The sequence below is a fragment of the Cuneatibacter caecimuris genome (assembly GCF_004216775.1).
GTDB lineage: Bacteria > Bacillota > Clostridia > Lachnospirales > Lachnospiraceae > Cuneatibacter > Cuneatibacter caecimuris.
In genome coordinates, this window is the sequence record NZ_SGXF01000003.1 from 96,796 (window position 1) to 121,771 (window position 24,976).

The following is a 24,976-nucleotide window of genomic DNA, read 5'->3' on the forward strand; positions in this document are numbered from 1 at the left end:
GGCAAAATCCTTAAATATTTCTGAAATCAGTTGATTTTCTGTAAACGTACGATATAATAAGATAAACGCGGCGGTGCTGGGTCAATAGCTTGATTGCAGGCCGCCGTTGTGTATTTGCTCGCACTGCGGCGCAAGGAAATATGGCCGCGAAAGTCCGGCTCGCCGGACTTTTTCTGCTGGGCAGGGTATGTTGTACAGACAGGAATTGAGGTGGAAAATGGCGGAACAGGTGAATCCCAGACCCGTCGGTCAGGATGTGGATACAGGGGCGGCGAACAGAATCAGCTGGTATATTCTGGCCTGGGTTTTTGTGATTGGCAGTGTGTTTGGCGTTGTTTTGGAAACAATCTGGTACTTTATAATTTATCATGGGTTTTATAACAGACAGGGGCTGCTGTACGGCCCTTTCAGCCCCATATATGGGGTGGGGGCGGTGCTGGTTACGCTCTGCCTGTATAAAGTCAGGGATTCCAATAAGCTGGTCACTTTTTTTGTCAGCGCAGTGCTGGGAGGCGCATTTGAATATTTCTGCTCTTATATGCAGGAAGTGGTGTTTGGTACATACTCCTGGAACTATGCCCATCAGAAATACAGTATCGGCGGCAGGACCAGCCTCTGGTTTGCCCTGGGCTGGGGAGTCCTGGGAACCGTATATATCCGATATGCATATCCCTGGATCTGCCGCACGCTGCGGCGGCTACCGCTGCGCGGAGGAAGGCTGGCGATCCAGATTCTAATCTGGATGATGGCTGCTGACGCAGTTTTGTCCATTATGGCTGTAAAACGTCAGAGCGAACGGCGGGACGGAATAGAGCGGACGGACATATTTTCTGTATATTTGGATGAAAAATATCCGGATGACCTTCTGGAAAGCATTTTCACCAAGGTGAAGGTGGTGGAGGAAGAGAAACCGCCAAAGCCTGAGGAGATTGATCAATATATGCCTCCCAAACATCCTCCCGCGCCGGAACCGGGAAAGAAACATTAAGCCGGAGCCGGTTCCTGTGAATTTTTTGTGAAAATAGTGATTGGGATTTGATATTTGCTGCAAATTATGATAAGATGACAGGAGCCGCGGCAGAAGGAAGTACAGCGGCATTTATGAAGAAAAGAGAGGTTTATCATGAGAAAAAAGATTTTAGCGCTGGCCCTTTGTCTGGCTCTGACGGCAGGCATGGCCGCCTGCGGCAAGGATAATCAGGAGGGACAGGGAGACAGCAGTGCAGCTTCCACGGAGAGCAATACCCAGGCGGAACAGGGGGAAAGCAGTGCGGCTCCCACAGAGAGCACGATTCCGGTACCCGCAGAAACCGCTCCGGAGAAAGTTGCGCTGGAAAACGACCAGCTGGCGCTGGCTGAGTATACCGGACTGAAAGTGCTCAGGGTGACGCCGGAGGATATTGAGGCAAATACGCTGACAAACAGAAAGAACAATTTCCTGGCCTCTCACAGTGAGGAAATTACAAACCGGCCCGCTGAAGAGGGGGATATGGTAGCGGTCGATTTTTCCGGCGCATTAGACGGCGTGAAGTTTGACGGCGGAACAGGCAGCACGGATGATCTGGTGCTGGGTTCCGGAAGTATGATCCCCGGATTTGAAGATGGAATTATTGGCATGGAGCTGGGAGAAACCAAGGATGTGACTGCAAAATTCCCCGACACTTATTCCAATAATCCTGACCTTGCAGGCAAAGAGGCTGTATTCACGATCACCCTGAATAAGATCATTTTTACTCCATCTGAGCTGACGGATGAGCTGGTAAAGGAATATACGGATTATGATTCTCTGGAGGCCTGGGAGAACGCTGCGAGAGAAGATCTGGCGCATTCCCTGATGACTCAGGAGATGTGGGATGCCTATATTAAAACCTGCCAGGTGAAAGAATATCCCGAAGATAAGATTAAGGACTATACAGAGCGCATGACCAGCTTTTATGAGCAGCTGGCGCAGGCTAACGGCATGACCATGGATCAGCTTTTAAGCCAGGGCATGGGAATCACAAGGGAAGAGTTCGATGCGACAGTGGACATGTATGCCAAGAATGACACTGCCAAGCCGATGATAGCCCAGGCGATTGCGGATAAGGAAGGAATTGCGCTTTCTGACGAGGAATATGAGAGCCGTATTTCCTACTTTATGGAGATTTCCGGCCACTATGACAAAGACGCATTTTTTGAGCAGTACTCAGAAGAATATCTGAGAAGTTATATGCTGCAGCAGAAGGTTCAGGATTTCATGCTGGAGAAAGCGGAACTGAATGAGCCGGAAGAAACAGAAGCCGAGACGACTACCCTGGCGGCAAAGTAAGGCTGATAGAAAATAATATGGCGCATGCGCCGGAATGATAAAACGGTATGGCCTTGACAGGTCTTCTCTTTACTGGACGAACCAGTAAGGAGGGGATCTGTCATTTTTATTGTCCCATTTTTCGTTATAAGACCCATACTATTGACAAAGGCTTAGTAACGTGTTAATATAACAATAGTTATATAACTTTTGATATATATGGAGGTGCGGTATGCCGCCGAAGAAAAAAATAACAAAGGAAGATATTATTGAGGCTGCGCTGGAAATTGTCCGGGAAAATGGAATGGGAGCGCTGAATGCCAGGGCATTGGCAAAAAAACTGTCCTGTTCCACCCAGCCGGTTTTCAGCAACTATAGCTCTATGGAAGATCTGCAGGAAGACGTGCTGCAGGCGGCAGACCGGCTGTATCAGAGGTATCTGGAAAAAGGGATGAAAGATCCTGCATACCCTCCGTATAAGGCCAGCGGTATGGCTTATATCCGGTTTGCAAAAGAGGAAAAAGAACTGTTCCGGCTGCTGTTTATGCGGGACCGCACCGGAGAAGAGGTCAGGGAAGACCGGGAGAGTATTGCCGGTCTGTTGGAACTGGTGGCATCGAACATGGGAATCAGCCAGGACGCGGCATACATGTTTCACCTGGAAATGTGGATCTATGTGCATGGCATAGCCGTAATGGTGGCCACGTCATACCTGGACTGGGACTGGGAGATGATCAGTGAAATGATGACGGACGCTTACCAGGGCATGAGAGAGCGATATCAGAAGAAGGAGAAAAATTAAATGGATGCGATTGAAACCTGCGATCTTACGAAAAAATACAAGGGCCTGACAGCAGTGGACGGGCTGAATCTGTCAGTCAGGGAGGGGGAAATCTTTTCCCTGTTAGGAGTGAATGGAGCGGGAAAAACCACGACGATCAAAATGTTGTCCTGTCTGACCCGGCCCACATCGGGAAACGCCTTTCTCTATGGCAAAAGTATTCTTTCAGACAGCCAGGCGGTAAAAAATATGATCGCTGTTTCCCCCCAGGAAACAGCTGTGGCCCCTAACCTGACAGTAAAAGAAAATCTGGAACTCATGGCCGGAGTCCACAGTTTTTCCAGAGAAAAGGCCGGACAAAAAACAAAAGAGCTGAGCGCCAGGTTTGATTTAGACCAGATTGCAGGTAAAAAGGCAAAAAAACTTTCCGGAGGGTGGCAGCGCAGGCTGAGCATTGCTATGGCGTTAATTTCCCAGCCCCAAATTCTGTATCTGGATGAGCCCACATTGGGGCTGGACGTCCTGGCAAGAAGCGATTTGTGGGAGATGATCCGTTCTCTGAAAGGAGAAACCACAGTGATTCTGACCACCCATTATATGGAAGAGGCCGAATCCCTTTCAGACCGCGTCGGGGTGATGAAAAACGGCAGGCTTTTATTTACAGGAACACCCGGCGAAATGAAAGCCCGTGCAGGTACGGATAAATTCGAAGAGGCATTTATCAGGCTCGTAAAGGAGGAGAAACAATGAGACTGCTGACATTTTATCAACGAACCGAAAAAGAAATTCTCAGGGACCCTCTGAATGCGGCCTTCGGCATTGGCTTTCCTGTGGCAGTTCTCCTGCTGCTGACCGTCATACAGGCCAATATCCCTGTAAGTTTATTCGCGATTGAAAGGCTGTCACCGGGCATAGCAGTATTTGGTTTCTCCTTCATGACTCTATTTTCAGCCACATTGGTTTCAAAAGACCGCTCCGGGGCGCTGCTTCAGCGTCTGTACGCTACGCCGTTGAAAGCAAAAGACTATATATTGGGATATATATTGCCGATGCTTCCGATCGCGGCCGCTCAAAGTCTGGTCTGTTTTATGGCGGCTGTGTGCCTGGGGCTGGAAGTTTCGGCTAATATTGTCTGGGCAGTTTTGCTTGGGATGCCTTCCGCCTTTTTCTTTATTGCGCTGGGACTGCTCTGCGGCAGCATATTTAATGATAAACAGGTAGGCGGAATCTGCGGGGCGCTGCTCACCAATCTGGCTGCCTGGCTTTCCGGCACTTGGTTTGATCTGGAACTGGTGGGCGGGACGTTTCAGAAAATCGCGGACGCCCTTCCGTTTGTACACGCCGTAGAGCTGGAACGGGCTGTAATAGCAGGGGATTTCAGCGGCATTTTACCTCACTTGTGGTGGGTGTTGGGGTATGCGGCGGTCACAGGCGCAGCGGCAATTTTTGTATTCACCCATAAAATGAAACATAACTGAAAGTCTAAAAGACATGCTGTATGCAAAAGAGAACTGTATCTATACGTATCATGCGTTCAAGCCTGCGTTTCTGCGGGTTTGGACGTTTTTGTTTCAGCGGAAAGGAACGATGCTGCTATAGCATTGTATAAAATGTATAATTTGGGGGCACAAATATTGTGAAGGATTTTGAAACAAAATGATTGACTTTGATTGAAAATGATTGTATTATAATCTTATAAAATAATATCAATCAAAAACAATCAAAAGGAGGTGATTCCATGATTTATACTGTGACCTTTAATCCGTCTCTGGACTACATTGTAAATGTGAAACAGCTTAAACTGGGAACGGTAAACAGAACAGAAAGAGAACTGCTTTTTCCTGGAGGAAAAGGAATTAATGTGTCCATTGTTCTGAATCATCTGGGAGTGGAAAGTACAGCGCTGGGGTTTATCGCGGGATTTACGGGGGAGGAAATTGAAAAACGGGTGATCCAGGCAGGCTGCAAAGCGGATTTTATACCGGTGGAAACAGGGTGGTCCCGTATCAATCTGAAGATCCGGTCTGATGAAGAAAGTGAAATTAACGGCAGAGGCCCTGAGATCAGCGGGCAAGCGCTGCAGAGGCTGTATGAAAAGCTGGAACTGCTGAAAAAAGACGATATCCTGGTGCTGGCCGGAAGCATCCCAAATACGCTCCCAGACACAATTTACAGCGATATATTAAAACGGCTGGCGTCTGAAAAAGTGAAAGCTGTAGTGGATGCAACCGGAGAACTTCTGGTTAATGTGCTGCAATTTCATCCTTTTTTAATCAAACCCAATCATCACGAGCTGGAGGAGCTTTTTGGAAAGAAGCTTAGAGATAAATCGGAAATCCGTGACTGCGCGCTGAAATTGCAGGATATGGGGGCCGGGAATGTGCTGGTTTCCATGGCGGGAGACGGAGCGCTGCTGGCGGCAGAAGACGGGACGGTTTATGAAAGCCCCGCGCCGGAAGGAAAAGTGGTGAATTCTGTGGGCGCGGGAGATTCCATGGTAGCCGGTTTTCTTGCCGGGTATCTGGAAAAGCAGAATTATGAGGACGCTTTTTATATGGGAATTGCAGCCGGGAGCGCCAGCGCCTTTTCAGAGCAGCTGGCGGAAAAGCCGGAAGTGCAGCGGGTTTTAAAGAGCCTGCGTGGGATAGGAGGAAAAAAATGAAGATTACAGACCTGCTTTCAATAGAGAGCGTGGACCTGAACGGGAAGGCGTCCGGCAAGCAGGAAGTGCTGGAACAAATGGTGGACCTGATGGTGAAGCGGGGAAATATTTCTGACAGAAAGGTTTACCGCGACACAGTATTTTCCCGTGAGGAGGAGGGCACCACAGGCGTGGGCGGAGGGATTGCCATTCCCCATGGGAAAAGCAGCGCGGTAAAGGCTCCGGGACTGGCGGCTATGGTGGTGAAAGGCGGCGTGGATTTTGACGCCCTGGACGGAGAACCAGTGGAGATTTTGTTCCTGATCGCGGCTCCCAATACGAAAGATAACGTTCACCTGGATGTGCTCAGCAGACTTTCTGTTTTGCTGATGGACGAAGGGTTTACACAGAAGCTGAAAGCAGCAGGCAGCAGGGAAGAATTTCTCCAGACCATAGAAGCGGCCGAATCCCGGAGAGAGGCGGAAGAGGCTGGGGAAACGGAGCCGGCCCGTGCAGAAAACAGGAAAAAAATCGTGGCAGTCACTGCCTGCCCCACAGGCATTGCCCATACTTATATGGCTGCGGAGAGCATTGAGAAGAAGGCCAGGGAGCTGGGCTATGAAGTTAAAGTGGAAACAAGGGGTTCCGGAGGAGCCAAAAATGTGCTGACGGAAGAAGATATCCGCACTGCTGACGGGATTATTGTGGCAGCGGATACCAAGGTTCCCATGGACCGCTTCGATGGAAAAAGAACTGTTGTCTGTCAGGTATCAGCAGGGATCAGCAGGCCGGAAGAACTGATCCGAAAGGCAGTCAGCAAAGAGGCTGCTGTCTATCATTCCTCCGGGGAGAGCGCAGGGGAAAGTGAAGGAAAGGAAAGTTCCGGCCACCGGCTTTATAAGCATTTGATGAACGGCGTCTCCCATATGCTGCCTTTTGTTGTGGGAGGCGGAATCCTGATCGCCATCGCTTTTCTGATTGACGGGCTGAGCGTGGATATGGCAGCTCTGTCCGAAGCAGAACGAGCAAATTTTGGTACGATCACACCTATGGCGGCGTTTTTCAAAAATCTGGGCAATGTGGCGTTTGGGTTCATGCTCCCTGTGCTGGCGGGATTCATCGGGGAAAGTATCGCGGACCGTCCGGGACTGGCGATTGGCTTCGTGGGCGGCGCCATCGCATCCACCGGGACTTCCGGTTTCCTGGGCGCGCTGGCCGCAGGTTTTATTGCCGGGTACCTGATGCAGCTGCTGAAGAAAATTTTCTCCAGGCTGCCAAAGGGGCTGGACGGCCTCAAGCCGGTGCTTCTCTATCCGCTGCTGGGGGTGCTGTTTATTGGCTTGATCATGAATTTTCTGATCGAACCGCCCATCGGCGCGCTGAATACCATGCTGAACCAGGGGCTTTCCGCCATGAACAATACCAGCGCAGTGCTTTTGGGCTTTGTGCTGGCAGGCATGATGGCTATTGATATGGGCGGCCCGTTTAATAAAGCTGCCTATGTATTCGGAACCGCTTCTATTGCTGCCGGAAACTATAACATTATGGCGGCTGTGATGATCGGCGGCATGGTTCCGCCCTGTGCGATTGCGTTGGCCACGCTGCTTTTCAAAAGGAAATTTACAGCAGAAGAACGAAAATCCGGCCCCACTAATTTTATCATGGGCCTGGCCTTTATTACTGAAGGAGCGATTCCTTTTGCAGCTTCTGACCCGCTGCGGGTCATTCCTTCCTGCGTGCTGGGTTCGGGGCTGGCCGGCGCCCTGTCCATGGCGATGGGCTGCACACTAATGGCGCCTCACGGCGGCATCTTCGTGTTTCCGGTAGTGGGCAATGCCCTGATGTATCTGGCAGCGTTGGTGGCGGGAACACTTGTCAGCGCCCTGGTGCTGGGACTGCTGAAAAGAAACAGGGCCTGAGCGGAAATGGTTTGACTTTTGCTTCCGGAATCGGCATAATGAAGGCAAAAGGAGGAACCCGAAATGCTTGCAGAAGAGAGATGTGAAGAAATATTAAGAATAATAAATGAAACGGGAAGCGTGACGGTACAGAAGCTGATCGGCCTTACCGGCGCGTCTGAGGCCACGCTGCGGCGGGATCTGAACCTGCTGGCCCAAAAGGGGCTTCTGGTAAAGGTGCACGGAGGAGCTATCGCCCTGGAGATGAACAGCGCCCTTCGGGACTCTGATGTGACAGTCCGTTCAGAGCTCAATCAGGAGGAGAAAAAACAGGCGGCGAAGTATGCGGCTTCTTTGATCGGCCCGGATGATTTTGTCTTTCTGGATGCCGGTACCACCACCGGTTATCTGATTGATTATCTGAAAGTCCCTGCGGACCAGGTGGTATTTGTCACAAATGGGATAATGCATGCGCGCAAACTGGCAGGAAAAGGATACCGTGTGCTGCTGCCCGGCGGAGAGTTAAAAGGGCTGACAGAGGCTCTTGTGGGTGAGGAAGCCATAGATAATTTGAAAAAATACTGGTTTACAAAAGGATTCTGGGGTACGAACGGGATTGATCCCTCTGCCGGGTTCACTACGCCGGACAGCCGGGAGGCGCGGATGAAGCAGGCTGCAATGAAACAGTGCAGAAAGTGCTATGTGCTGGGGGATTCTTCAAAAGTATCGGCAATATCCCTGGTCACCTTCGGGAGCTTTTCGTCTGCAGAAGTGATTCTGGCCCGGGAAGCGGGGCAGCCGCTAAAGAATTTTGACAATGTGATATTGATATAGGAGGCAGATATGATTACGTTTACTTATGTGATTAAGGACGAGATGGGAATTCATGCAAGGCCTGCCGGGCAGCTGGTAAAGCTGGCTTCCGGCCTGTCCAGTACGGTGACTCTGGGAAAAGGAAATAAAAAAGGCGACGCAAGAAAAATTTTTGCTGTCATGGGATTGGGTATCAAATGCGGCGAGGAGATGTCTGTGGCGGTAGAAGGGGAAAAAGAAGCGGAGGATGCAGAGAAGATCCGGGAATTTCTGGAACAGAATCTGTAAGCCGGACGGTTGGCGGAGGTAGCTGGATGAAGGGGATTTACACAGGGAAAGCAGTGTTCGCAGGAATCGCGGTAGGCCGCATTTCTGTATTTCATAAAGAGGACCAGAGCATTAAACGGGTTCATGTAGAAAATACGGCGGCAGAGACTGCCAGGGCAGAGGCGGCCAGAGATGAAGCGAATGCCCAGCTGGCCGGACTGTATGAGAAGGCAGTACAGGAAGTGGGTGAATCCGGAGCCGCGGTTTTTGAGGTGCATCAGATGATGCTGCAGGATGAAGATTATATGGATTCCGTACGGAATATCATTGAAACCCAGGAGGTGAATGCGGAATACGCAGTGGCTTCCACAGGGGATAATTTTGCAGCCATGTTTGCGGCCATGGAAGATGATTATATGCAGGCGCGGGCGGCGGACGTGAAAGACATATCCGAACGGCTGGTGCGGATTCTTTCAGGCGCCAGAGACGCCCTGCCGGAGTCGGAAGGACCGGTGATCCTGGTAGCTGAGGATCTGGCTCCCAGCGAAACAGTACAGCTGGATAAGAGCAGGCTTCTGGCCTTTGTTACACGATACGGTTCTTCCAATTCCCATACAGCGATTCTGGCCCGCACTATGAACCTGCCTGCTTTGATCGGGGTGGATTATGAGCCGGAAATTGACGGGAAGATGGGGATTGTAGACGGAAAACAAGGTATTCTTCTGGTGGACCCGGATGAAGAAACCCTGAAAAAATATGAAAAGCAGCGGGACCAGGAGCTGGATAAGCGGGCGATGCTCAAAGAATTGAAGGGAAAAGAAACCATAACCAAAAGCGGCAGGACCGTAAAGCTTTACGCCAATATCGGCAGCCTTTCTGATCTGGCGTCTGTGCTTCAGAATGACGCGGCGGGGATCGGGCTGTTCCGCAGTGAATTTATTTATCTGGAAAAGGACCGGTATCCTACGGAAGAAGAACAATTTCAGATCTACAAGACTGTGGCGCAGAACATGGCAGGCAAAAAAGTGATTATCAGGACGCTGGATATTGGGGCTGATAAACAGGTGGGGTATTTTCATATGGAGCACGAGGAGAACCCGGCTATGGGATATCGGGCAATCCGCATCTGCCTGGACCGCCCGGAAATTTTCAGGACTCAGCTGCGCGCTTTGTACCGCGCCAGCGCCTATGGGAATATTGCTGTGATGTATCCCATGATCATTTCAGTGGACGAGGTGAGAAGGATACGAAGGATAGCGGGGGAGGTCCGGGAAGAGCTGCAGGCCCAGGGAATTCCCATAGGGCAGGTGGAGCAGGGAATCATGATTGAGACGCCTGCTGCCGCGTTGATCAGCGACCGGCTGGCGAAGGAAGTGGATTTCTTCAGCATCGGAACAAATGATCTCACACAGTATACGCTGGCTATTGACCGCCAGAATTCCAGGCTGGAACAGTTTTATGATCCCCATCACGAGGCGGTGCTCCGCCTGATCCGTATGGTGGTGGAAAATGCTCATAAAGAAGGAATATGGGCCGGAATCTGCGGAGAACTGGGCGCAGATACCTCTATGACAGAAATCTTTGTTAAAATGGGGGTGGATGAATTGTCAGTGTCCCCTTCCTTCATTCTGCCGGTGAGGAAAATTATCCGGGAAATGGAATAGTGTTGGTTTGTAAAATCGGCGCAGCCTTGGGGCACCCTCTGTAAGGAAGGTGCCCCAAGGGTTTTTGTATCAGTTCGGGAGTGAGCTCCTTGAGTTCGGTAATCTTCTTTACCTTATCAATGAAATTTTGTAGGCTTTCGGTCTTGTCCGTTTCGGTTTCGATATAACTCTCCATTGTATGTTCATTTCACAAAGACCAGATTTCCCTGATTGAGTCCCCAAAGCTCGTCTGCATATTTGGAAACATGCTTGGAATGTGTAACTACGATTACACATTTGTTTTCCTCATGCGCCAGTTTCTGCAAGATTTCCATAATATTCTTTTCCGTATCGCCATCCAGATTTCCCGTTGGCTCGTCTGCAATGAGGATATCGGGGTTGTGGGAAAGGGCTCGGGCGATTCCCACACGCTGCTGCTCGCCCCCCGACAGCTTCAAAATTTTCCTGTTCGCCGTTTCTTCATCTATTCCCACCTTTCGCAGGAGTGTGAGCGCAAACTGCTTTTTGCTCTTTTCTACGCTTTTGCTGATACTCATTGATAAGACGATATTTTCAAGAGCTGTTGCATTCGTCAGCAGATTATAGCCTTGAAATACTAAACCGATACTTTTTGCACGGTAATCGTCACGGTCAAGCTGCTTTAGGCTTTTTCCATTAAATGAAATATTACCGCTTGTTGGAAGGTCAAGACCAGAAATCAGAGAGAGGACGGTGCTTTTACCTGCTCCTGATTTTCCCATAATCACATAGACCTTTCCCGGTTCAAAATCCATTGATATATTTTTTAAAACCTGCTTTGCGGTACCCTCATATTTATAGGTTATATTTTCAAGTGATAATACGCTCATCGTGTTCACCTCAGTTTCTCTCCCATAGAATTTTCGTTGGCTCATATTTCGTTATAAAGATTACCCCTGTGGAAGAGGACAAAAGCGCCAAAGCTAAAGCAATCAACATAATTTGCAGAGCAGTTTCAGGAGTCAGCGATACATCAATTTCTTTCAAAGGCTCTATGTCGGGTTCTCCTGCGCCGCCAATACTGATTGCGCCGTTTATGCTTCCGTTCTGTGTCGGCTGATTTTCTACAGCTTTTACCTGTCCCGCTATCAGGGAATCTGCAATCGGCTGAGAAAGCGCACTGCCGATTCCCAAACCTGCTCCTAGGCACAGCACCGTAATCATTACTGTTTCGATAACAAGCATTATTGCAACCTTTGATTTCTTCATCCCCATTGCTCGCAGAACGCCGATTTCATACTTGCGCTCCCTGATTGCCATAGAGGTAATAAACAGCAGGATAATACCGCCGACAACTAAAATCACCCACATAAAGGCCATGGATATTTTTGACAATCCGACAACCGGCGCTACAATTTTATTGTAATTGGCCTCATCTGTTTCGACATTGTAAACCGCAGGTAATCCTTTTTCACGCAGTTCCTTTTCAAAATCTTTCACTAAATCAGGGGTTTTTAATTCGTATTCAGCATTAACACTCAAGTCATTCACACTAAAATTCGCTGTCATCGTTTCTAGCCCCACAAGGATTTCATTTCGGCGGTTTCCATAAGAACCCTCTAAAGAAAATGAACCTTGCGGCACGTCCGAAGCTTTGGTAGCGTCGGCGTAAACCCCCGCTACCGTCAGCATGACGTTCTTTTTGCTTGCAGTATCTTTCACTACAAAGCTATCGCCTGTCTTTAGACCGTTTAGATCTGCAAAATCCGAACTGATTAAACATTCATTTTTATTCTTAAATAAACTTCCCTCAATGATTTTGCGAAGTCCGTCCGTAAAATCAGGCAAATTATTTGTATCAGAATAACCAAGCAGTTTTGCTTCTGGGCTTATGTATTCATCATCAGCACTGCCGCCAATACTGCCTGCCATTACATCGTTTGCTTTTTCATCGACGGCTTCCAGCTCTTCCAAGGCAACACCGGCAAGCATATCCATATGATAAGATTTCAAATACTCTGATTCCGCAAATGACATATATTGTTCTGAACTGATTACCGGCGCTTCTGGAAATGCAAGTATACCATCAGCGTTGGGTTTTTGTTCGGACATCAGCTTATCAAAATCCACGCTGAGCGTAATTTTTGAACCGAACCGAGTCTTATAGTCGTCAATAATTCCTTTTGTGGTGGAATTAATAACAAGTGCAGCGGTTGTGGAAAGTATCAACACAAAAATAATAATACCGAGCAGGATATTTCTGCCCTTGTTCCTGCCAATATTTTTCAAGGCATTTTTTAAAATATACATACACATAAACTCCTTTTGCCGTTTGTTGTATTCAGTATAACAAATGTAATGTTAAGTGAATGCTAACTCAAAACGGCTTTTGAGGAAAAGACAGATAAAATACAGAACCTTTTCCCGGTTCGCTGTCTACCGTAATAAATCCACCGCACAAATCGCATACATGCGAAACAAGGGATAACCCAATCCCGTATCCGTCCCTATTTAATTCATTGATACGGTATCGGTTTCCAAAAATCATTTCCTGTTTATCCTCTCTGATTCCAATTCCGTTGTCTTTCACCATAACAATCACGCTGCCGTTTTTTGCTTTCACAGATAAAAAAATCGGCTTATCCTCACCATATTTCACAGCATTATCTAACAAGTTTGCAACTGCACGGTAGACCCAGCGGCTTTTTGCTAGAATTTCTGTACCATCATCCTCGTTAAAATCAAAGGTGAGATTTGGGGCAGCCTTTCTGTAACTGTCAAATACCTCGGCGCAAATCACTGTAACATCCACTACTGCTTGCGGCGCAGTATCTATATTTTCGCTTAGCGTGAGGATATCATCAATTCCATTTGTAATATTATCTAATTTCTCCAAACCATCGATATTTCCCGAAAGTTCCATTTGTGTTCTTAAAATGGCTACCTCATTTTTTTGTTCGTGGGTTAAATAAGCGCTTAACCTTTTAAAATCCTCTAACCGGTTTTCAAGTTTTTCTTTTAATTTTTCATATGTTTCCGCTAAAATGGGTTCACTTGTAAAAATGGGTTCTTCTACAGAATTAAGAAGCTGTTCAGCAATTTTAACCGTTCTGTTGTAGTGCAGCCGTTTTAAAAGCTGCCAAAGCAATACGGACAAAACAAAAAGTACAATTAAAAAAATAATGGAAGCAGGTATCAGTCTTATTAGCAAATGTTTAAAAAGCGCCGTCTGATATCGTCCGCTTCCCATTAGACTTTCCGCCTTCATCTGCAAGGCTCCGCGGTTACTGACCGCCTCCGCATACTCTGTAGAGGATAGGATATACACGCCTGAGCCAAGATTGTGCTGCATTTGGCTTACCTGCGTTCCAAACCATAACATTGTCCCTGCAAATACAGCTGTAATTAAGATAGAAAAAAAGAAAATAATGATACCAATTTTTGCATTGTTTTTTAGTCTTCTGTGCATAGCGAGTACCCCTTCCCCCGGGTAGTAACGAGGATATTTTTTCCGCACGCATTCTCCAGTTTTTTTCGCAGTTTGCTTAAATGAACCCGCAGAACTGTTGAGAACGGATCAAAGTCTTCATTATATACATGTTCAACGATTTCTTCGCTGGGTACGACGGCAGGATGTTTTTCAGCGATATACTCCAAAATATCAAATTCCTTTGCGGCAAGAGCAATTTCTTTTCCATTCCAGAGCGCCTTTCTGGAAGCAGGGTGGATTGTCAGACCTCCGATTTCTATGAAAGGGTTTGTCCTCCCATAAAATCTGCGGATAACAGCCTGTACTCGTGCTCTTAGTTCCAAAAGCTGAAACGGTTTTGTCAGATAATCGTCCGCACCTAAGTCTAAACCCAATGCACGATCTTCGATTTCATCCCTTGCGGTAATGATAATAACAGGCGTTTCGATGTGTTGTGAGCGTAGGAATTTTAAAATATCAATGCCGTCCTTGTCCGGCAGATTCAGGTCAAGAAGTATGGCGTCATAGTTATTGATAAAAGCAAGCTCCTCGCCCTCGTTTCCCATATAGGAAACATCTGCTTGAAAGCCTGCCTTTTCAAGTCCTGCTCTCATAGAATCAGCCAGCTCTTTATTATCTTCAATGATAAGCAATCGCATATATTTTCTCCATTCTATTGGTAATCATAAACAGTATAGCAAGCGGAATGTTTACTGAATGTTAAGTATTCCGTTTCCTGCACCGTCATGTATTCAAACATATTAAACTTCCCTGATTTACGGATGGATATATTATAATCGCTTAACCGAATAATAACAATAAACGAATTGTAAATAAGCAAGGGGCATATGGAAAAACGGCGGAGAAAACTCTCTGCTGCCTGTTGCCAATTTCTAACAAAGCAGTTCCACATTCACAATATCTGCAAGATAAGGTCAGGCAAATAATAATCGCCTTGCAAAGTGTAACTGATACCTGTTTTTTCATCAATGTATTGCTGCTTTTTGTTCATAGGAAACTTCGTTCCCTATGAAACAAAACCCCTGGGGGATTGCACTGTGGTATAAGGAAATATGTAGCTTGTACGAAATACCGAAGGCGAAGGGATTTATTTTCATGCACGCACTAGAAAATACATAATATTTAATTAGATAATAATAAAATAAATATTGACATTTTAATGTCGTATATATATAATTGTTCCAGGAGGTGACTAATCATGAATCAAGAAATAGTAACAAAAATTGTAAAGGCTAGTGGAGCGGCTCCTGGAGAACTCATTCTGATCCATTTCTGGGGAGAAGATTCAGACAGGTGGATCGCTGACCTCTTTATGGAAGCTGCAGCAGAGGCAGGGGCGTCGCCGGCATTTCTGCAGCAGTCCAGGACGAAGAACAGAGAGCTGTTTTTGAGAGCGCAGGATACCTGCTTTGATCAGAAGTACTTTGATATGCTGTCCCATTTTGACGCGGTTCTGGATGTATTCACATATCAGCCGGTTGTGCTGGGCAGTGAGATTAAGGCGGAAAAATTCGAGATTTACCGGAAATATATGAGCCAGCTTTTTCAAGCGCTGATGAAATGCCGGCGGTTTACACAGATCAGGGTGCCTACTGAGGCAAACGCCGGGGAGTCAGGGTTGGAAGCCCGGGATTATATTTCCCGCATGACAAAAGCATATGATGTGGATTATCCGTCTGTTTTAGCGGAATGTAAAGCGAAATGTCAGGAGCTTAGCCAAAGTGACAGCCTGACGTTGCACACAGGTGAGAACTGCAGCCTGAATTTTGATCTAAGTGGAAGGGAATGGCATATTGACGCAGGAGACGGAGATCTTCCCTGCGGAGAGGTATATATTGCCCCGATAGAAAATCAGACGCAGGGCAGTATTTACTTTGAAAGACTGTATATTGAGGACTGCGGGGCTTTCAACAAGGTACAGCTTAGTGTGGAGAACGGACAGATTATCAGCAGCAATCATGAGCAGGTCAACTGTTTCCTGAATGAATTATCTCCTCAAAGCAAAGTGATTTGCGAGTTCGGTGTGGGAATGAATCCAAATGTTACGGATTTATGCGGATACACAGTGCTGGATGAGAAGATGGCAGGCACATTTCACATTGCCATAGGAAATAACACTATGTTTGGCGGAACCAATGAAGCTCCGGTCCATCTGGATTTTGTGGGAACAGGGCAGATTTTGCAATAGATACATAAACTTTGCTTCTCCGGCCCCTTTCTGTCACAGTGCTCTGAAATGGGACATACACTGATAGAAAGAGGATTGAAGGGAGGAGACAAATGGAGTTTGGGATAACTGGCGTGGCAGGAGTGACTGTAATTTGTTACCTGGCGGCCCAGCTGGTCAAAGCAACGCCGCTGGATAAAAAATGGCTGCCCGGAATCTGCGGGCTGCTGGGCGCTATCCTGGGGGCTATAGGGCTGTACACAATGCCTGGATGGCCTTCCAGCGATATCTTGGACAGCATTGCAATTGGAATTGTATCTGGGTTCGCGGCTACAGGCGTACATCAGATGTACAAACAGATGAAAACCAAACAGGAAGAACAGAAATGATATAAGCGAAATGAGAGGGATGTTCCCCAGGCCGTTCTGACCCGGGGAACATTTTTTACAATATAAGATTTATTTGTCAAAATGTTAAAATACTAAAATATTATCTCTTTTTTAATATTCATCACTCAGCAGGAAATCTGCAATGTGCATGGTCTTGATTCCTTCATAATTACCGCCCGCAAATGCGTCTGCTCGTAATATATATTTGGGATAGTTATCTCGAATATCAAGAAGTCTGCCGTATTTGCATTTCTCCGTTTCAGGAGCGCCAATCTCCTGAGCAGCCTGAATATATAGCTTATTTTCCTGCTTGGTGGCAATAAAATCTATTTCTGTATTATCCAGTTTTCCAACGTATATCTCATATCCGCGGCGTCGCCGTATAGCCCGCCCACATAGGCCCCAACTGTGGAACGTCGCTTCTGCTTGCGGGATTTTTTTCAAGATTTAAAATATAAAATATTTTATTATTGACAATAGTGTATGATGCACAGTATAATAAACACAGGAGGTGGTATTTTGGGTGAAGAAAAAGATTTATTAACCGGGCTGATCCAGGAACTGCGCCGCGGCACATTGATTCTCAGCGTGCTCAGTCAGATGGGACAACCGAAATATGGATACGCTCTGGTGCAGAGCCTGGAGAAGCAGGGGATAGCGATTGATCCTAATACCCTTTATCCGCTTTTACGCCGTCTGGAGAAGCAGGGGCTGCTGCGGAGCGAATGGGAGATGGGGGAATCCAAACCCAGGAAATACTACCAGAGGACGCCTCATGGGGACAGAATCTATGGAGAATTAAAAAAGCAGTGGCGGGAAATGGCTTCTGGCATGGAAAGATTATTGGAGGAGGGATGAACGGATGGATGATAAAGACAGAGAGCTGATGAGGAGATACATCTATGAGGTGGTGCGCAGACTTCCCAGGGACCAGAGAGGGGACGTGGGCCTGGAATTGGAAGAGCTGATTGGAGATATGGCGGATACAGAAACAATGGAACAGGTTCTCACGAAGCTTGGGGACCCCGCAGAATTTGCCCAAAAATACAGAGATGATTCCAGACATCTGATCGGCTCGGAATACTATGATAATTATCTGTGGGTGCTGAAGATCGTGCTGGCCTGTGCGGCAGCTTCTATCCTGCTCACATCTGTTGTAAAAGGATTTTTAGAAGGGAATCATATATTCGGTATTTTTGCGGATACCCTTGCAAATCTGCTCATTTCCGGGACCGGGGCTTTTGGGTGCGTAACACTGGTTTTTGCAGTGATGGAACGAAAGAAAATAATCTTGGATTTTAAAAATGAAAAAGAATGGAAAGTAGATCATCTGAGACAGACGGAAGCACCGGAAAAAACCTGGACTCCTAAAGTCCTTCCCCCAGTGCCTGATAAAAAGGCGGTGATCAGCCGGGGAGAAAGCCTGGTGAGCGTTATCTTCATTGTGCTGTTTGCATCTCTGCTGATTTTTGCCCCTCAGTATTTTGGAGCGGTTTTTAAAGAAGGAGACGGGATCAAGACGATTCCGCTGCTGAATCTGTCTTCCTGGAATGTGATTCTTCCCCTGTTGCTTCTGGGGCTGTTTGCAGGATTTGCAGATGAGATGCTTCGGCTGGTGACAGGCTGCTACTGCAGGACAGTGATGGTCAGCAATATTATTACCAATGCCCTGCAGATTTTCCTGGCGGCCATTGCTTTGAAAGTATTTCCCTTCTGGAATCCAAATTTCATTTCGGACCTGACGGAGCACTTAGAGAAAGCACCGGCTTCCAAAGGAGATATTCTGCTGTATTGGAATACTGATATCATGACTAATATATTATTGGCAGTTATCTGCGGAATTGCCCTGCTGGAAACTGGCGTCACCATATATAAAACACTGCGATACGGAATAAAAAGGTAAAAACCCCGCGGAATGGAGCTCGGAAAACGCCTGTACGGCGCAGGCAGCAGTCCATTCTGCGGGGTTTTTATGAACAGGGGAGGACGGTTATTCCAGCCCCAGCTCATAATTTTTAGCAGCCTGATCCCAGTTGAGCACCTGAAACCAGTTTCTGATATAATCAGCTCTGCGGTTCTGGTTTTTTAAATAATAGGCATGTTCCCAGACGTCGATCAGCAGCACAGGCTTCAAGCCGTGAGGCAGAGGCGTATCCTGGTTGGGATAGGAGACGATTGCCAGCCGGTCACGCTCGTCTTTGACCAGCCAGGTATAGCCGGAGCCGAAGACTTTCATTGCCATTTCGGAAAATTGCTGCTGGAACTCCTCGAATCCGCCAAAAGTACGGTCCAGCTCTTCTGCCAGACGTCCGGAGGGTTCGGTCTTTTCGGGCGTCAGAAGGCTGAAATACAGCTGGTGGTTATATACGCCGCCGCCGTTGTTCTTTACTGCGGGCTGCAGTTCATCCGGCAGGTCCTTATAATGTGTGAGCAGTTCTTCCAGGCTGCGGCTGTGGTATTCTCCATAGGGCTCCAGGGCTTTGTTCAGATTGTCTACATAAGTTTTCAGATGTTTGTCATGATGAAAATGCAGGGTTTCCATATCAATATGAGGTTCCAGGGCGTCATAGGGATAGGGAAGGGGCTGCAGTTCAAATGGGTAATGATGGCTCATGTGTGCTTCCTTTCTGTGAATAAAATTGTTGACCTTTATAGTATATGGAAAAAAATAAGTAATAAACATTTCCCATATGAAATTACTTGCTCTCCCGGCGTAGGGGCAAAAACAAACAGGCCAGATAGAAGAGGCAGGCGAAACCGCAGCCGGCGATGAGCCACAGAATTTTCGGAAGGTTTGTATAGTGGAGGCCTATGTATTCTAAGGCTTTTCCGCCTCCGCCGCCTATGGCGATGACAGCGGCAGGAATGAGGATGCTCTTCGCCGGTGAAAATACAAAAGGATAGGGTTTGCGCAGGGCCTTCAGATGCAGCCCGGCCAGCACCAGTTCACCAGCCAGCATCCCCCACAGACAGGCCAGGATGCCGAATCTGGGAACCAGGAATACCACAAAAGCCAGCTGGATCAGCAGGCAGACCAGATTGTTGGTAAAAGTAATCCCCGTCATGCCAAGGCCGTTGAGGATGCTGCCTAAGGTGGTGCCCAGGTACAGAAAAGGGCAGAGCCAGGCCAGGATTGTAATAAAATTTCCGGCAGTGGCGCTCTGAAATACTATCTGCCCCATTTCATCCCCGAAAAGCAGGAAAATCCCGGTGCATAGGATGCCCAGAAGAAGGCACAGGTGGACGCTTTTCCGGATGGAATTCGTGATTCGCCCTTCAGAACCATCTGCCTGTGCCTGTGCGACAGCGGGCAGCAGCATGACCGCGGCAGAATTCGTGAGCGTGGACGGGAACAGGATAAATGGCATGCTCATGCCTGTAAGAACTCCGTAAAGGGACAGAGCGGCCTGTGAATCCAGGCCGTAGAGCCGAAGCCGGCTGGGGATCATGATCGCTTCCGCACTTTGAAGCAGGCTGATGCAAAGACGGTTCGCCATCAGGGGAAGCGCCATGGCCATAATGAGCCCGCAGGACCGGCGGAAAGTATCAGAGCCGTCAGCGGCGGCGCCGGACAGGCTGCCGCCGGTCCGATGAAAACAGAGGGAACCGGCCAGAAAAAGGACTGAGGCCACTTCGCCCAGCAGAGTTCCTGTAATCGCCCCGGAAGGAGTGAGGGTTCCGCCCCGGGAGACGGATACCTGCCAGATCAGAAACACAGAGGCGACCCGCACTGCTTGTTCCAAAAATTGGGACAAAGCGGGCTGGGTGGCCTTCTTCAGCCCATAATAATATCCGTTGATGCAGGCGTGCAGGCCTGAAAATGGCAGGGCCAGAGCAATCAGCTGCAATAGGGGCGTACAGCGTTCTTCCAGCAATATGTATACGGCGATCGGCTTTGCCAATAGCCAGACCAGCAGCGCGGCGCAGGAAGAAAAGACCAGGGAAAGGAAGAGCCCTGCCCCGAAAAAACGGGATTGCCGCCTGGCAGAGGTCTGGGCGGCTACGAAACGGGAAATGGCAGTTTCAAAGCAGCCGCAGCAAAGCGCGCAGAACAGTCCGAAAACAGGGAAGATCAGCTGGTAAATGCCCATCCCTTCTTCACCGATCGTGCGGGACAGAAATATCCTGTAGAAAAAGCCCACCAGGCGGCCTGCCAGCCCGGTGACAGTCAAAATCAAGGTGCCTGAAATAAACGGATTGCGTAAGAGTTTGGATTTCATAAAAACTCCTTTGTCTGATTTCTACAATCTATTCCGTGTCCTGAGAAATAATCCATAAAACTGCGATCTAAGGGGTGCGGGAAAACGGGAAATATGGTATACTGATACTGCTGTCAGAGATTATACGAGCCGGATCAGAGGAGGTTATGGATGAACCAGGAAACTTATAAAAAAATACGCAAATTGATTATACTGGCTATTCTGCTCTATTTGGGAGTAAATCATATCGATGTGGTGATGAATGCAGTGGTTTGGGGGCTGGAGCTGATCATTCCATTTATTATCGGAGTGGGGGTGGCTTATGTGCTTAACGTGCCCATGCGGTTTGTGGAAAAACTGCTTTTTGGCAGGGTGCTGAGACAAGCCGGACGGCAGCCTTATATTGTTGTAAAACCGGATGAGCAGGAGAGTGTGAAAAGCGGCAGAGGCGTGCGGCTGGCATGCCGTCTGGCCAGGCCTGTGAGCCTGGTGGTGACCATTCTGCTGGTGCTGGGAGCGGTGCTTTTGATTTCTCTGATCGTAATACCGGAACTGACGAGTACAATTGTATCTTTAACGGATAAAATCCCGGCCTTTCTGGAAAATGTGCAGGAATGGGCGGAAGAAATGTTCCGCAAATATCCTGAAGTCGTAGAGAAAATTTCTGCGATTGAGGTAAACTGGACGCAGATGTTCAATACAGTCTGGGATTTCCTGAAAAACGGCGCAGGCGGAGTGCTGGATTCCACCGTGGGAATGGCTGTGTCAATTTTCAGCGGAGCGGTGAATTTCATGATCGGGGTGACGTTTGCCTGCTATATTTTGCTGCAGAAGGAAAAGCTGGGCCGCCAGGCAACGAAAGTGCTGAGAGCCTTCCTGCCTGATCGGGCAGTGGAAAAAACCCTGGAAGTGGGCAGGATGTCCCACAAGATTTTTGCCAGTTTTCTGACCGGGCAGTGTCTGGAAGCATTTATCCTGGGAATGATGTTCTTTGTGACCATGACAATATTCCGGATGCCTTATGCCATGCTGATCAGCGTATTGATTGGATTCACCGCGCTGATTCCTATATTGGGCGCTTTTATCGGATGTGTGGTGGCGTGTTTCCTGATTTTGATGGTGAGCCCAATTCAGATGCTGGCATTTTTGATCATGTTTTTTGTGCTGCAGCAGCTGGAAGAAAATCTGGTTTATCCCCATGTGGTCGGAAATTCTGTAGGGCTGCCTTCCATATGGGTGCTGGTGGCGGTAACCCTGGGCGGGAATCTGATGGGAATTTCAGGAATGCTGCTGTTTATTCCGCTGAGCTCTGTGCTGTATACACTGTTCAGAGGCTGGGTGAATCAGAAAGTGACGGATAAGAATGGCTTGCAATTTGCAGTGGATTCTGTTATGGTAGAAACAGAACAGGAGAAGGAGGAGACAGCTGATGAGCGGACAGAATAATGAAGAGATGGAACAGGAAATGACAGTGACTCTTACGCTGGATGATGGTTCTGAGCTGGAATGTATTGTGCTGACGATTTTCCCGGCGGGAGGAAAAGATTATATTGCTCTGCTTCCCATGGAAGGCGCGGAGGCTGATGAGGGGGAAGTATACCTTTACCGTTATTCAGAAGATGCGGAGGGCAATCCGGATCTGCAGAATATCGAAGACGATGAAGAATATGAGATCGTATCCGATGCGTTTGACGAGCTGCTGGATGCGGAAGAATATGATGAAATTGTCGGTGAGGAAGAAGACAATCAGGAAGAAGAGTGAGATCCCTGGCCTGACGCCAGGCAGCCGGCGATGCTGCCAGATAGAAAGGCATGCGCAGAAGACAGTTAAGGTTTTCTGCGCATGCCTTTTATTGCCGTATGGGAAACTTCATTCCCTGTGCAGCAAATCCCTTTGGGGAACTACATTGCAGCGTAAGCAAATTTACACTTGTCCGGAGGGCGTCTGGGCAAGGGCCTGCTGACGTTTCCTGTATTTCAGCGGAGAGGTCTCTGTATACCGTTTAAACACCTTTTCAAAATAGGTTATGCTTTCATAACCCAGCATTTCTGCAATTTCTGTTATATTATAATCTGTGGAGGCAAGCAGCACCTGGGCCTGTTTGATCCGGTGGATGCTGATATATTCGTTGACTGTAAATCCTGTAACCTCTTTAAAAATCCGGCTGAGATAACACTTGCTCACGAAAAATCGCCGGGCAAGAGCATCCAGGGATTCCTGGCTGTTATAGTGGGCGGCGATATAGCCGGCCACTTCGTCTACCTTGCGGTGCCTTGCAGTTTGAACGGCTTCCCGTTTGGCGGCGGCAGGCTGGCAGCTCATACGGCGGCTGGCAAAGATCAGGAGCTCCAGCATGCGGCTGCGCGCCAGGAATTCATAGCCGGAGGCTTCCTGCAGAATTTCATCAGCAATGCTGTCTAAAAGCTGTTCCACATAAGCGCTGTCTTCAGGGCTTAGCTCTAAAACCCCGTAATTCCGGGAAAAGAACCGCTCCAGCTGAAAACCTGACAGCGTCAGATAAGGGGTGAATTTATCCCCGTCCAGAGAGACCAGTATGCGGTCATGGTATGACTGACCGCCGGCAACCGCCCCGGTCCGGTGAATCTGATTGCGGTCAATAAAAACTAGGGAACCTTTTTTAACCAGATACGTCTGCTTGTCGATGAAATAAAAACGTTCCCCTTCGGAGAGATAGTAAATTTCGTAGTGGCGGTGAAAATGTCTGGTGTGCATGTTGAATTCATAGTCCCGCACGCATCGGTCCAGTATGAGCCCGTCCACTCCTGCCTCATAAACCAACTGCCTCATACGCTCCTCCTGAAAAAGTGCAATATTGTTTGAATTTGGATAAAATAAGGCAAAATATCATAAGATTATTATACTATATTCTAGTATAATGTCCAGTAGAAAAGCACAGAAGGCGTGCATAATTTTCAGCAGAAAGAAAGAGGGATAAGGATGAAGTACGCAGACAACAAAATTACTGATCTGAACATTGCTTATATCGGAGGGGGTTCCAGAGGCTGGGCATGGACATTCATGACCGACCTGTCCATGGAACCGGCTCTGGGCGGTACGATCCGCCTGTATGACATTGACCAGGAAGCGGCAAAACACAATGAGATAATCGGCAACAGACTGAGCGCAAGGCCTGAGGCAGTGGGAAAATGGAATTATGAAGTGTCCTCCAGTCTGAAAGACGCTTTGACCGGAGTGGATTTTGTGGTGATTTCCATCCTGCCCGGCACCTTTGACGAGATGCAGAGCGACGTGCACCTGCCGGAACGCCACGGGATTTACCAGTCCGTAGGCGATACCGCCGGCCCCGGCGGCCTGATCCGCGCACTGCGCACCATTCCCATGTTTGTTGAAATCGCGGAAGCAGTAAAAGAATATGCTCCGGAAGCCTGGGTGATCAACTACACCAACCCCATGACTCTGTGCGTGAAGACGCTGTATCATGTGTTCCCTGAGATCAAGGCATTCGGCTGCTGCCATGAAGTGTTTGGGACGCAGAAGGTCCTGAAGGGCATTGTGGAACAGGAGATGGGCCTGGAGGATGTTGACCGCGCGGAAATCCTGGTAAACGTACTGGGCATCAACCACTTTACCTGGTTTGACAGCGCTTCCTACAAGGGAATCGATCTGTTCCCTGTGTATGAAAAGTTCATTGACGGACATTTCGAAGAGGGGTATGAAGAAGCGGACCGCAACTGGATGAATTCCAGCTTCAACTGTGCAAACCGCGTGAAATTTGACCTGTTTAAGAAATACGGCCTGATCGCCGCCGCGGGCGACCGCCACCTGGCAGAGTTCATGCCCGGAAATACATATCTGAGAGATCCTGAGACCGTGTCTTCCTGGAAATTTGGCCTGACAACGGTAGATTACAGAAAGAAAGACCTGCAGAAGCGCCTGGATAAAAGCGCAAGGCTGGTGAGCGGGGAGGAAGAAGTGGAGATGAAGCCCTCCGGCGAGGAAGGAATCCTGCTGATCAAGGCTCTGTGCGGACTGACCCGGGTTGTCAGCAATGTGAATATCCCTAATACAGACCGGCAGATCACAAATATGCCTGAGTGCGCTGTAGTGGAGACAAACGCAGTGTTCTCCAGGGATTCCATCAAGCCCATCGTGGCAGGGGAGATCCCGGATCAGGTTCTGACCCTGGTGGCTCCTCATGTGCAGAACCATGAACTGATTCTGAAAGCCGCGCTGGACTGCAATTACGATCTGGCCTTTGAGGCATTTATGAATGATCCGCTGGTAAGAGGCCGCATCACAGAGGAAGAAGGGCATGCGCTGCTGAAGGATATGATCCGCAATACGCTGGCCTATCTGCCGAAAAAATGGGCGGAACTGGTTTGATTTAGTTTTTGATTTGAATTTTGGGCGCTGCCTTCTTTTTGGAGGCGGCGCTGTTT

At 48.2% G+C, this 24,976-nt stretch carries 26 protein-coding genes; 17 read left to right on the forward strand and 9 right to left on the reverse strand.

All coding sequences use genetic code 11. The features are described from left to right. Positions 1-187 precede the first annotated feature (187 nt). From EV209_RS08740 to ptsP, 10 genes are all read left to right on the forward strand, one after another. Positions 188-988, forward strand: a complete 801-nt coding sequence (locus EV209_RS08740) for a putative ABC transporter permease (RefSeq protein ID WP_130435081.1) — start codon at positions 188-190, stop codon at positions 986-988. A gap of 135 nt (positions 989-1,123) precedes the next feature. Next, a complete protein-coding gene (locus EV209_RS08745) occupies positions 1,124-2,308 on the forward strand; it encodes a trigger factor (protein WP_130435082.1) in 1,185 nt (394 codons plus the stop codon). Positions 2,309-2,519: 211 nt separating this feature from the next. Further along, positions 2,520-3,089, forward strand: a complete 570-nt coding sequence (locus tag EV209_RS08750) for a TetR/AcrR family transcriptional regulator (RefSeq protein WP_130435083.1) — start codon at positions 2,520-2,522, stop codon at positions 3,087-3,089. Further along, positions 3,090-3,818, forward strand: a complete 729-nt coding sequence (locus EV209_RS08755; protein ID WP_130435084.1) for an ABC transporter ATP-binding protein — start codon at positions 3,090-3,092, stop codon at positions 3,816-3,818. Then, the gene (locus EV209_RS08760; RefSeq protein ID WP_130435085.1) at positions 3,815-4,546 is read left to right on the forward strand and encodes an ABC transporter permease; all 732 of its coding nucleotides are present in this window, start codon (positions 3,815-3,817) and stop codon (positions 4,544-4,546) included. Before EV209_RS08755 ends, EV209_RS08760 begins: the two co-directional genes overlap by 4 nt. 260 nt (positions 4,547-4,806) lie before the next feature. Continuing rightward, on the forward strand, positions 4,807-5,730 hold the full coding sequence (gene pfkB, locus EV209_RS08765) for a 1-phosphofructokinase (RefSeq protein WP_130435086.1): 924 nt from the start codon (positions 4,807-4,809) through the stop codon (positions 5,728-5,730). Beyond that, complete coding sequence (locus EV209_RS08770; RefSeq protein ID WP_130435087.1) at positions 5,727-7,628, forward strand: PTS fructose transporter subunit IIABC; 1,902 nt, start codon at positions 5,727-5,729, stop codon at positions 7,626-7,628. The genes pfkB and EV209_RS08770 overlap by 4 nt, the downstream gene beginning before the upstream one ends. Positions 7,629-7,691: 63 nt before the next feature. Beyond that, positions 7,692-8,441 (forward strand): DeoR/GlpR family DNA-binding transcription regulator, encoded by a 750-nt coding sequence (locus EV209_RS08775; RefSeq protein WP_130435088.1) that lies wholly within the window; start codon positions 7,692-7,694, stop codon positions 8,439-8,441. 9 nt (positions 8,442-8,450) lie between these two features. Further along, positions 8,451-8,708: an HPr family phosphocarrier protein gene (locus tag EV209_RS08780; protein ID WP_130435089.1), complete on the forward strand. Its 258-nt coding sequence runs from the start codon at positions 8,451-8,453 to the stop codon at positions 8,706-8,708. A 26-nt stretch (positions 8,709-8,734) separates the two neighbouring features. Further along, positions 8,735-10,351, forward strand: coding sequence for a phosphoenolpyruvate--protein phosphotransferase (gene ptsP, locus EV209_RS08785; RefSeq protein ID WP_130435090.1), 1,617 nt, complete (start codon positions 8,735-8,737; stop codon positions 10,349-10,351). On the opposite strand, the gene EV209_RS08790 is transcribed toward ptsP, so the two are convergent. The 5 genes from EV209_RS08790 to EV209_RS08810 form a co-directional block, all read right to left on the reverse strand. Next, entirely contained in the window at positions 10,332-10,526 is a 195-nt protein-coding gene (locus EV209_RS08790) for a DUF4368 domain-containing protein (protein ID WP_130435091.1), read from the reverse strand. The genes ptsP and EV209_RS08790 overlap by 20 nt on opposite strands. Positions 10,527-10,533: 7 nt before the next feature. After that, positions 10,534-11,199 carry an ABC transporter ATP-binding protein gene (locus EV209_RS08795; protein ID WP_130435092.1) on the reverse strand — a complete coding sequence of 222 codons (666 nt, stop codon included), beginning with the start codon at positions 11,197-11,199 and terminating at the stop codon, positions 10,534-10,536. Positions 11,200-11,209: 10 nt separating this feature from the next. Beyond that, the gene (locus EV209_RS08800) at positions 11,210-12,619 is read right to left on the reverse strand and encodes an ABC transporter permease (protein WP_130435093.1); all 1,410 of its coding nucleotides are present in this window, start codon (positions 12,617-12,619) and stop codon (positions 11,210-11,212) included. Between the two features lie 67 nt (positions 12,620-12,686). Further along, the gene (locus EV209_RS08805) at positions 12,687-13,778 is read right to left on the reverse strand and encodes a sensor histidine kinase (RefSeq protein WP_130435094.1); all 1,092 of its coding nucleotides are present in this window, start codon (positions 13,776-13,778) and stop codon (positions 12,687-12,689) included. Further along, on the reverse strand, positions 13,763-14,437 hold the full coding sequence (locus EV209_RS08810) for a response regulator transcription factor (RefSeq protein ID WP_130435095.1): 675 nt from the start codon (positions 14,435-14,437) through the stop codon (positions 13,763-13,765). Before EV209_RS08810 ends, EV209_RS08805 begins: the two co-directional genes overlap by 16 nt. 560 nt (positions 14,438-14,997) lie before the next feature. On the opposite strand from EV209_RS08810, the gene EV209_RS08815 reads away from it, so the two are divergent. Beyond that, positions 14,998-15,987, forward strand: coding sequence for an aminopeptidase (locus tag EV209_RS08815; RefSeq protein WP_130435096.1), 990 nt, complete (start codon positions 14,998-15,000; stop codon positions 15,985-15,987). 92 nt (positions 15,988-16,079) lie between these two features. Then, a complete protein-coding gene (locus EV209_RS08820) occupies positions 16,080-16,355 on the forward strand; it encodes a phage holin family protein (protein WP_130435097.1) in 276 nt (91 codons plus the stop codon). Between the two features lie 111 nt (positions 16,356-16,466). On the opposite strand, the gene EV209_RS08825 is transcribed toward EV209_RS08820, so the two are convergent. After that, positions 16,467-16,799: a hypothetical protein gene (locus EV209_RS08825; RefSeq protein ID WP_243647559.1), complete on the reverse strand. Its 333-nt coding sequence runs from the start codon at positions 16,797-16,799 to the stop codon at positions 16,467-16,469. 75 nt (positions 16,800-16,874) lie between these two features. On the opposite strand from EV209_RS08825, the gene EV209_RS08830 reads away from it, so the two are divergent. After that, positions 16,875-17,213, forward strand: a complete 339-nt coding sequence (locus tag EV209_RS08830; RefSeq protein WP_130435098.1) for a PadR family transcriptional regulator — start codon at positions 16,875-16,877, stop codon at positions 17,211-17,213. Positions 17,214-17,217: 4 nt separating this feature from the next. After that, positions 17,218-18,258 carry an HAAS signaling domain-containing protein gene (locus tag EV209_RS08835; protein ID WP_130435099.1) on the forward strand — a complete coding sequence of 347 codons (1,041 nt, stop codon included), beginning with the start codon at positions 17,218-17,220 and terminating at the stop codon, positions 18,256-18,258. 87 nt (positions 18,259-18,345) lie between these two features. Here the strand turns inward: EV209_RS08835 and EV209_RS08840 are convergent, their stop codons facing one another. Together EV209_RS08840 and EV209_RS08845 are read right to left on the reverse strand one after the other, a co-directional pair. After that, the gene (locus EV209_RS08840) at positions 18,346-18,969 is read right to left on the reverse strand and encodes a superoxide dismutase (protein ID WP_130435100.1); all 624 of its coding nucleotides are present in this window, start codon (positions 18,967-18,969) and stop codon (positions 18,346-18,348) included. Positions 18,970-19,051: 82 nt separating this feature from the next. Then, positions 19,052-20,575: a putative polysaccharide biosynthesis protein gene (locus tag EV209_RS08845; RefSeq protein WP_130435101.1), complete on the reverse strand. Its 1,524-nt coding sequence runs from the start codon at positions 20,573-20,575 to the stop codon at positions 19,052-19,054. Positions 20,576-20,725: 150 nt separating this feature from the next. On the opposite strand from EV209_RS08845, the gene EV209_RS08850 reads away from it, so the two are divergent. Together EV209_RS08850 and EV209_RS08855 are read left to right on the forward strand one after the other, a co-directional pair. Further along, positions 20,726-22,000 carry an AI-2E family transporter gene (locus EV209_RS08850; RefSeq protein ID WP_130435102.1) on the forward strand — a complete coding sequence of 425 codons (1,275 nt, stop codon included), beginning with the start codon at positions 20,726-20,728 and terminating at the stop codon, positions 21,998-22,000. Beyond that, positions 21,984-22,316 carry a DUF1292 domain-containing protein gene (locus EV209_RS08855; protein ID WP_130435103.1) on the forward strand — a complete coding sequence of 111 codons (333 nt, stop codon included), beginning with the start codon at positions 21,984-21,986 and terminating at the stop codon, positions 22,314-22,316. The genes EV209_RS08850 and EV209_RS08855 overlap by 17 nt, the downstream gene beginning before the upstream one ends. Positions 22,317-22,478: 162 nt before the next feature. Here the strand turns inward: EV209_RS08855 and EV209_RS08860 are convergent, their stop codons facing one another. Beyond that, positions 22,479-23,363 carry a helix-turn-helix domain-containing protein gene (locus tag EV209_RS08860; RefSeq protein ID WP_130435104.1) on the reverse strand — a complete coding sequence of 295 codons (885 nt, stop codon included), beginning with the start codon at positions 23,361-23,363 and terminating at the stop codon, positions 22,479-22,481. Positions 23,364-23,513: 150 nt separating this feature from the next. Between EV209_RS08860 and EV209_RS08865 the strand changes: the two genes are divergently transcribed. Beyond that, positions 23,514-24,920: a family 4 glycosyl hydrolase gene (locus EV209_RS08865; protein WP_130435105.1), complete on the forward strand. Its 1,407-nt coding sequence runs from the start codon at positions 23,514-23,516 to the stop codon at positions 24,918-24,920. The last annotated feature ends 56 nt before the right edge of the window (positions 24,921-24,976 follow it).

Coding starts and splice junctions, on each gene's coding strand:
- EV209_RS08740 (WP_130435081.1), top strand. CDS start 188: ATGTTGTACAGACAGGAATTGAGGTGGAAAATGGCGGAACAGGTGAAT.
- EV209_RS08745 (WP_130435082.1), top strand. CDS start 1,124: ATGAGAAAAAAGATTTTAGCGCTGGCCCTTTGTCTGGCTCTGACGGCA.
- EV209_RS08750 (WP_130435083.1), top strand. CDS start 2,520: ATGCCGCCGAAGAAAAAAATAACAAAGGAAGATATTATTGAGGCTGCG.
- EV209_RS08755 (WP_130435084.1), top strand. CDS start 3,090: ATGGATGCGATTGAAACCTGCGATCTTACGAAAAAATACAAGGGCCTG.
- EV209_RS08760 (WP_130435085.1), top strand. CDS start 3,815: ATGAGACTGCTGACATTTTATCAACGAACCGAAAAAGAAATTCTCAGG.
- pfkB (WP_130435086.1), top strand. CDS start 4,807: ATGATTTATACTGTGACCTTTAATCCGTCTCTGGACTACATTGTAAAT.
- EV209_RS08770 (WP_130435087.1), top strand. CDS start 5,727: ATGAAGATTACAGACCTGCTTTCAATAGAGAGCGTGGACCTGAACGGG.
- EV209_RS08775 (WP_130435088.1), top strand. CDS start 7,692: ATGCTTGCAGAAGAGAGATGTGAAGAAATATTAAGAATAATAAATGAA.
- EV209_RS08780 (WP_130435089.1), top strand. CDS start 8,451: ATGATTACGTTTACTTATGTGATTAAGGACGAGATGGGAATTCATGCA.
- ptsP (WP_130435090.1), top strand. CDS start 8,735: ATGAAGGGGATTTACACAGGGAAAGCAGTGTTCGCAGGAATCGCGGTA.
- EV209_RS08790 (WP_130435091.1), bottom strand. CDS start 10,526: ATGGAGAGTTATATCGAAACCGAAACGGACAAGACCGAAAGCCTACAA.
- EV209_RS08795 (WP_130435092.1), bottom strand. CDS start 11,199: ATGAGCGTATTATCACTTGAAAATATAACCTATAAATATGAGGGTACC.
- EV209_RS08800 (WP_130435093.1), bottom strand. CDS start 12,619: ATGTATATTTTAAAAAATGCCTTGAAAAATATTGGCAGGAACAAGGGC.
- EV209_RS08805 (WP_130435094.1), bottom strand. CDS start 13,778: ATGCACAGAAGACTAAAAAACAATGCAAAAATTGGTATCATTATTTTC.
- EV209_RS08810 (WP_130435095.1), bottom strand. CDS start 14,437: ATGCGATTGCTTATCATTGAAGATAATAAAGAGCTGGCTGATTCTATG.
- EV209_RS08815 (WP_130435096.1), top strand. CDS start 14,998: ATGAATCAAGAAATAGTAACAAAAATTGTAAAGGCTAGTGGAGCGGCT.
- EV209_RS08820 (WP_130435097.1), top strand. CDS start 16,080: ATGGAGTTTGGGATAACTGGCGTGGCAGGAGTGACTGTAATTTGTTAC.
- EV209_RS08835 (WP_130435099.1), top strand. CDS start 17,218: ATGGATGATAAAGACAGAGAGCTGATGAGGAGATACATCTATGAGGTG.
- EV209_RS08840 (WP_130435100.1), bottom strand. CDS start 18,969: ATGAGCCATCATTACCCATTTGAACTGCAGCCCCTTCCCTATCCCTAT.
- EV209_RS08845 (WP_130435101.1), bottom strand. CDS start 20,575: ATGAAATCCAAACTCTTACGCAATCCGTTTATTTCAGGCACCTTGATT.
- EV209_RS08850 (WP_130435102.1), top strand. CDS start 20,726: ATGAACCAGGAAACTTATAAAAAAATACGCAAATTGATTATACTGGCT.
- EV209_RS08855 (WP_130435103.1), top strand. CDS start 21,984: ATGAGCGGACAGAATAATGAAGAGATGGAACAGGAAATGACAGTGACT.
- EV209_RS08860 (WP_130435104.1), bottom strand. CDS start 23,363: ATGAGGCAGTTGGTTTATGAGGCAGGAGTGGACGGGCTCATACTGGAC.
- EV209_RS08865 (WP_130435105.1), top strand. CDS start 23,514: ATGAAGTACGCAGACAACAAAATTACTGATCTGAACATTGCTTATATC.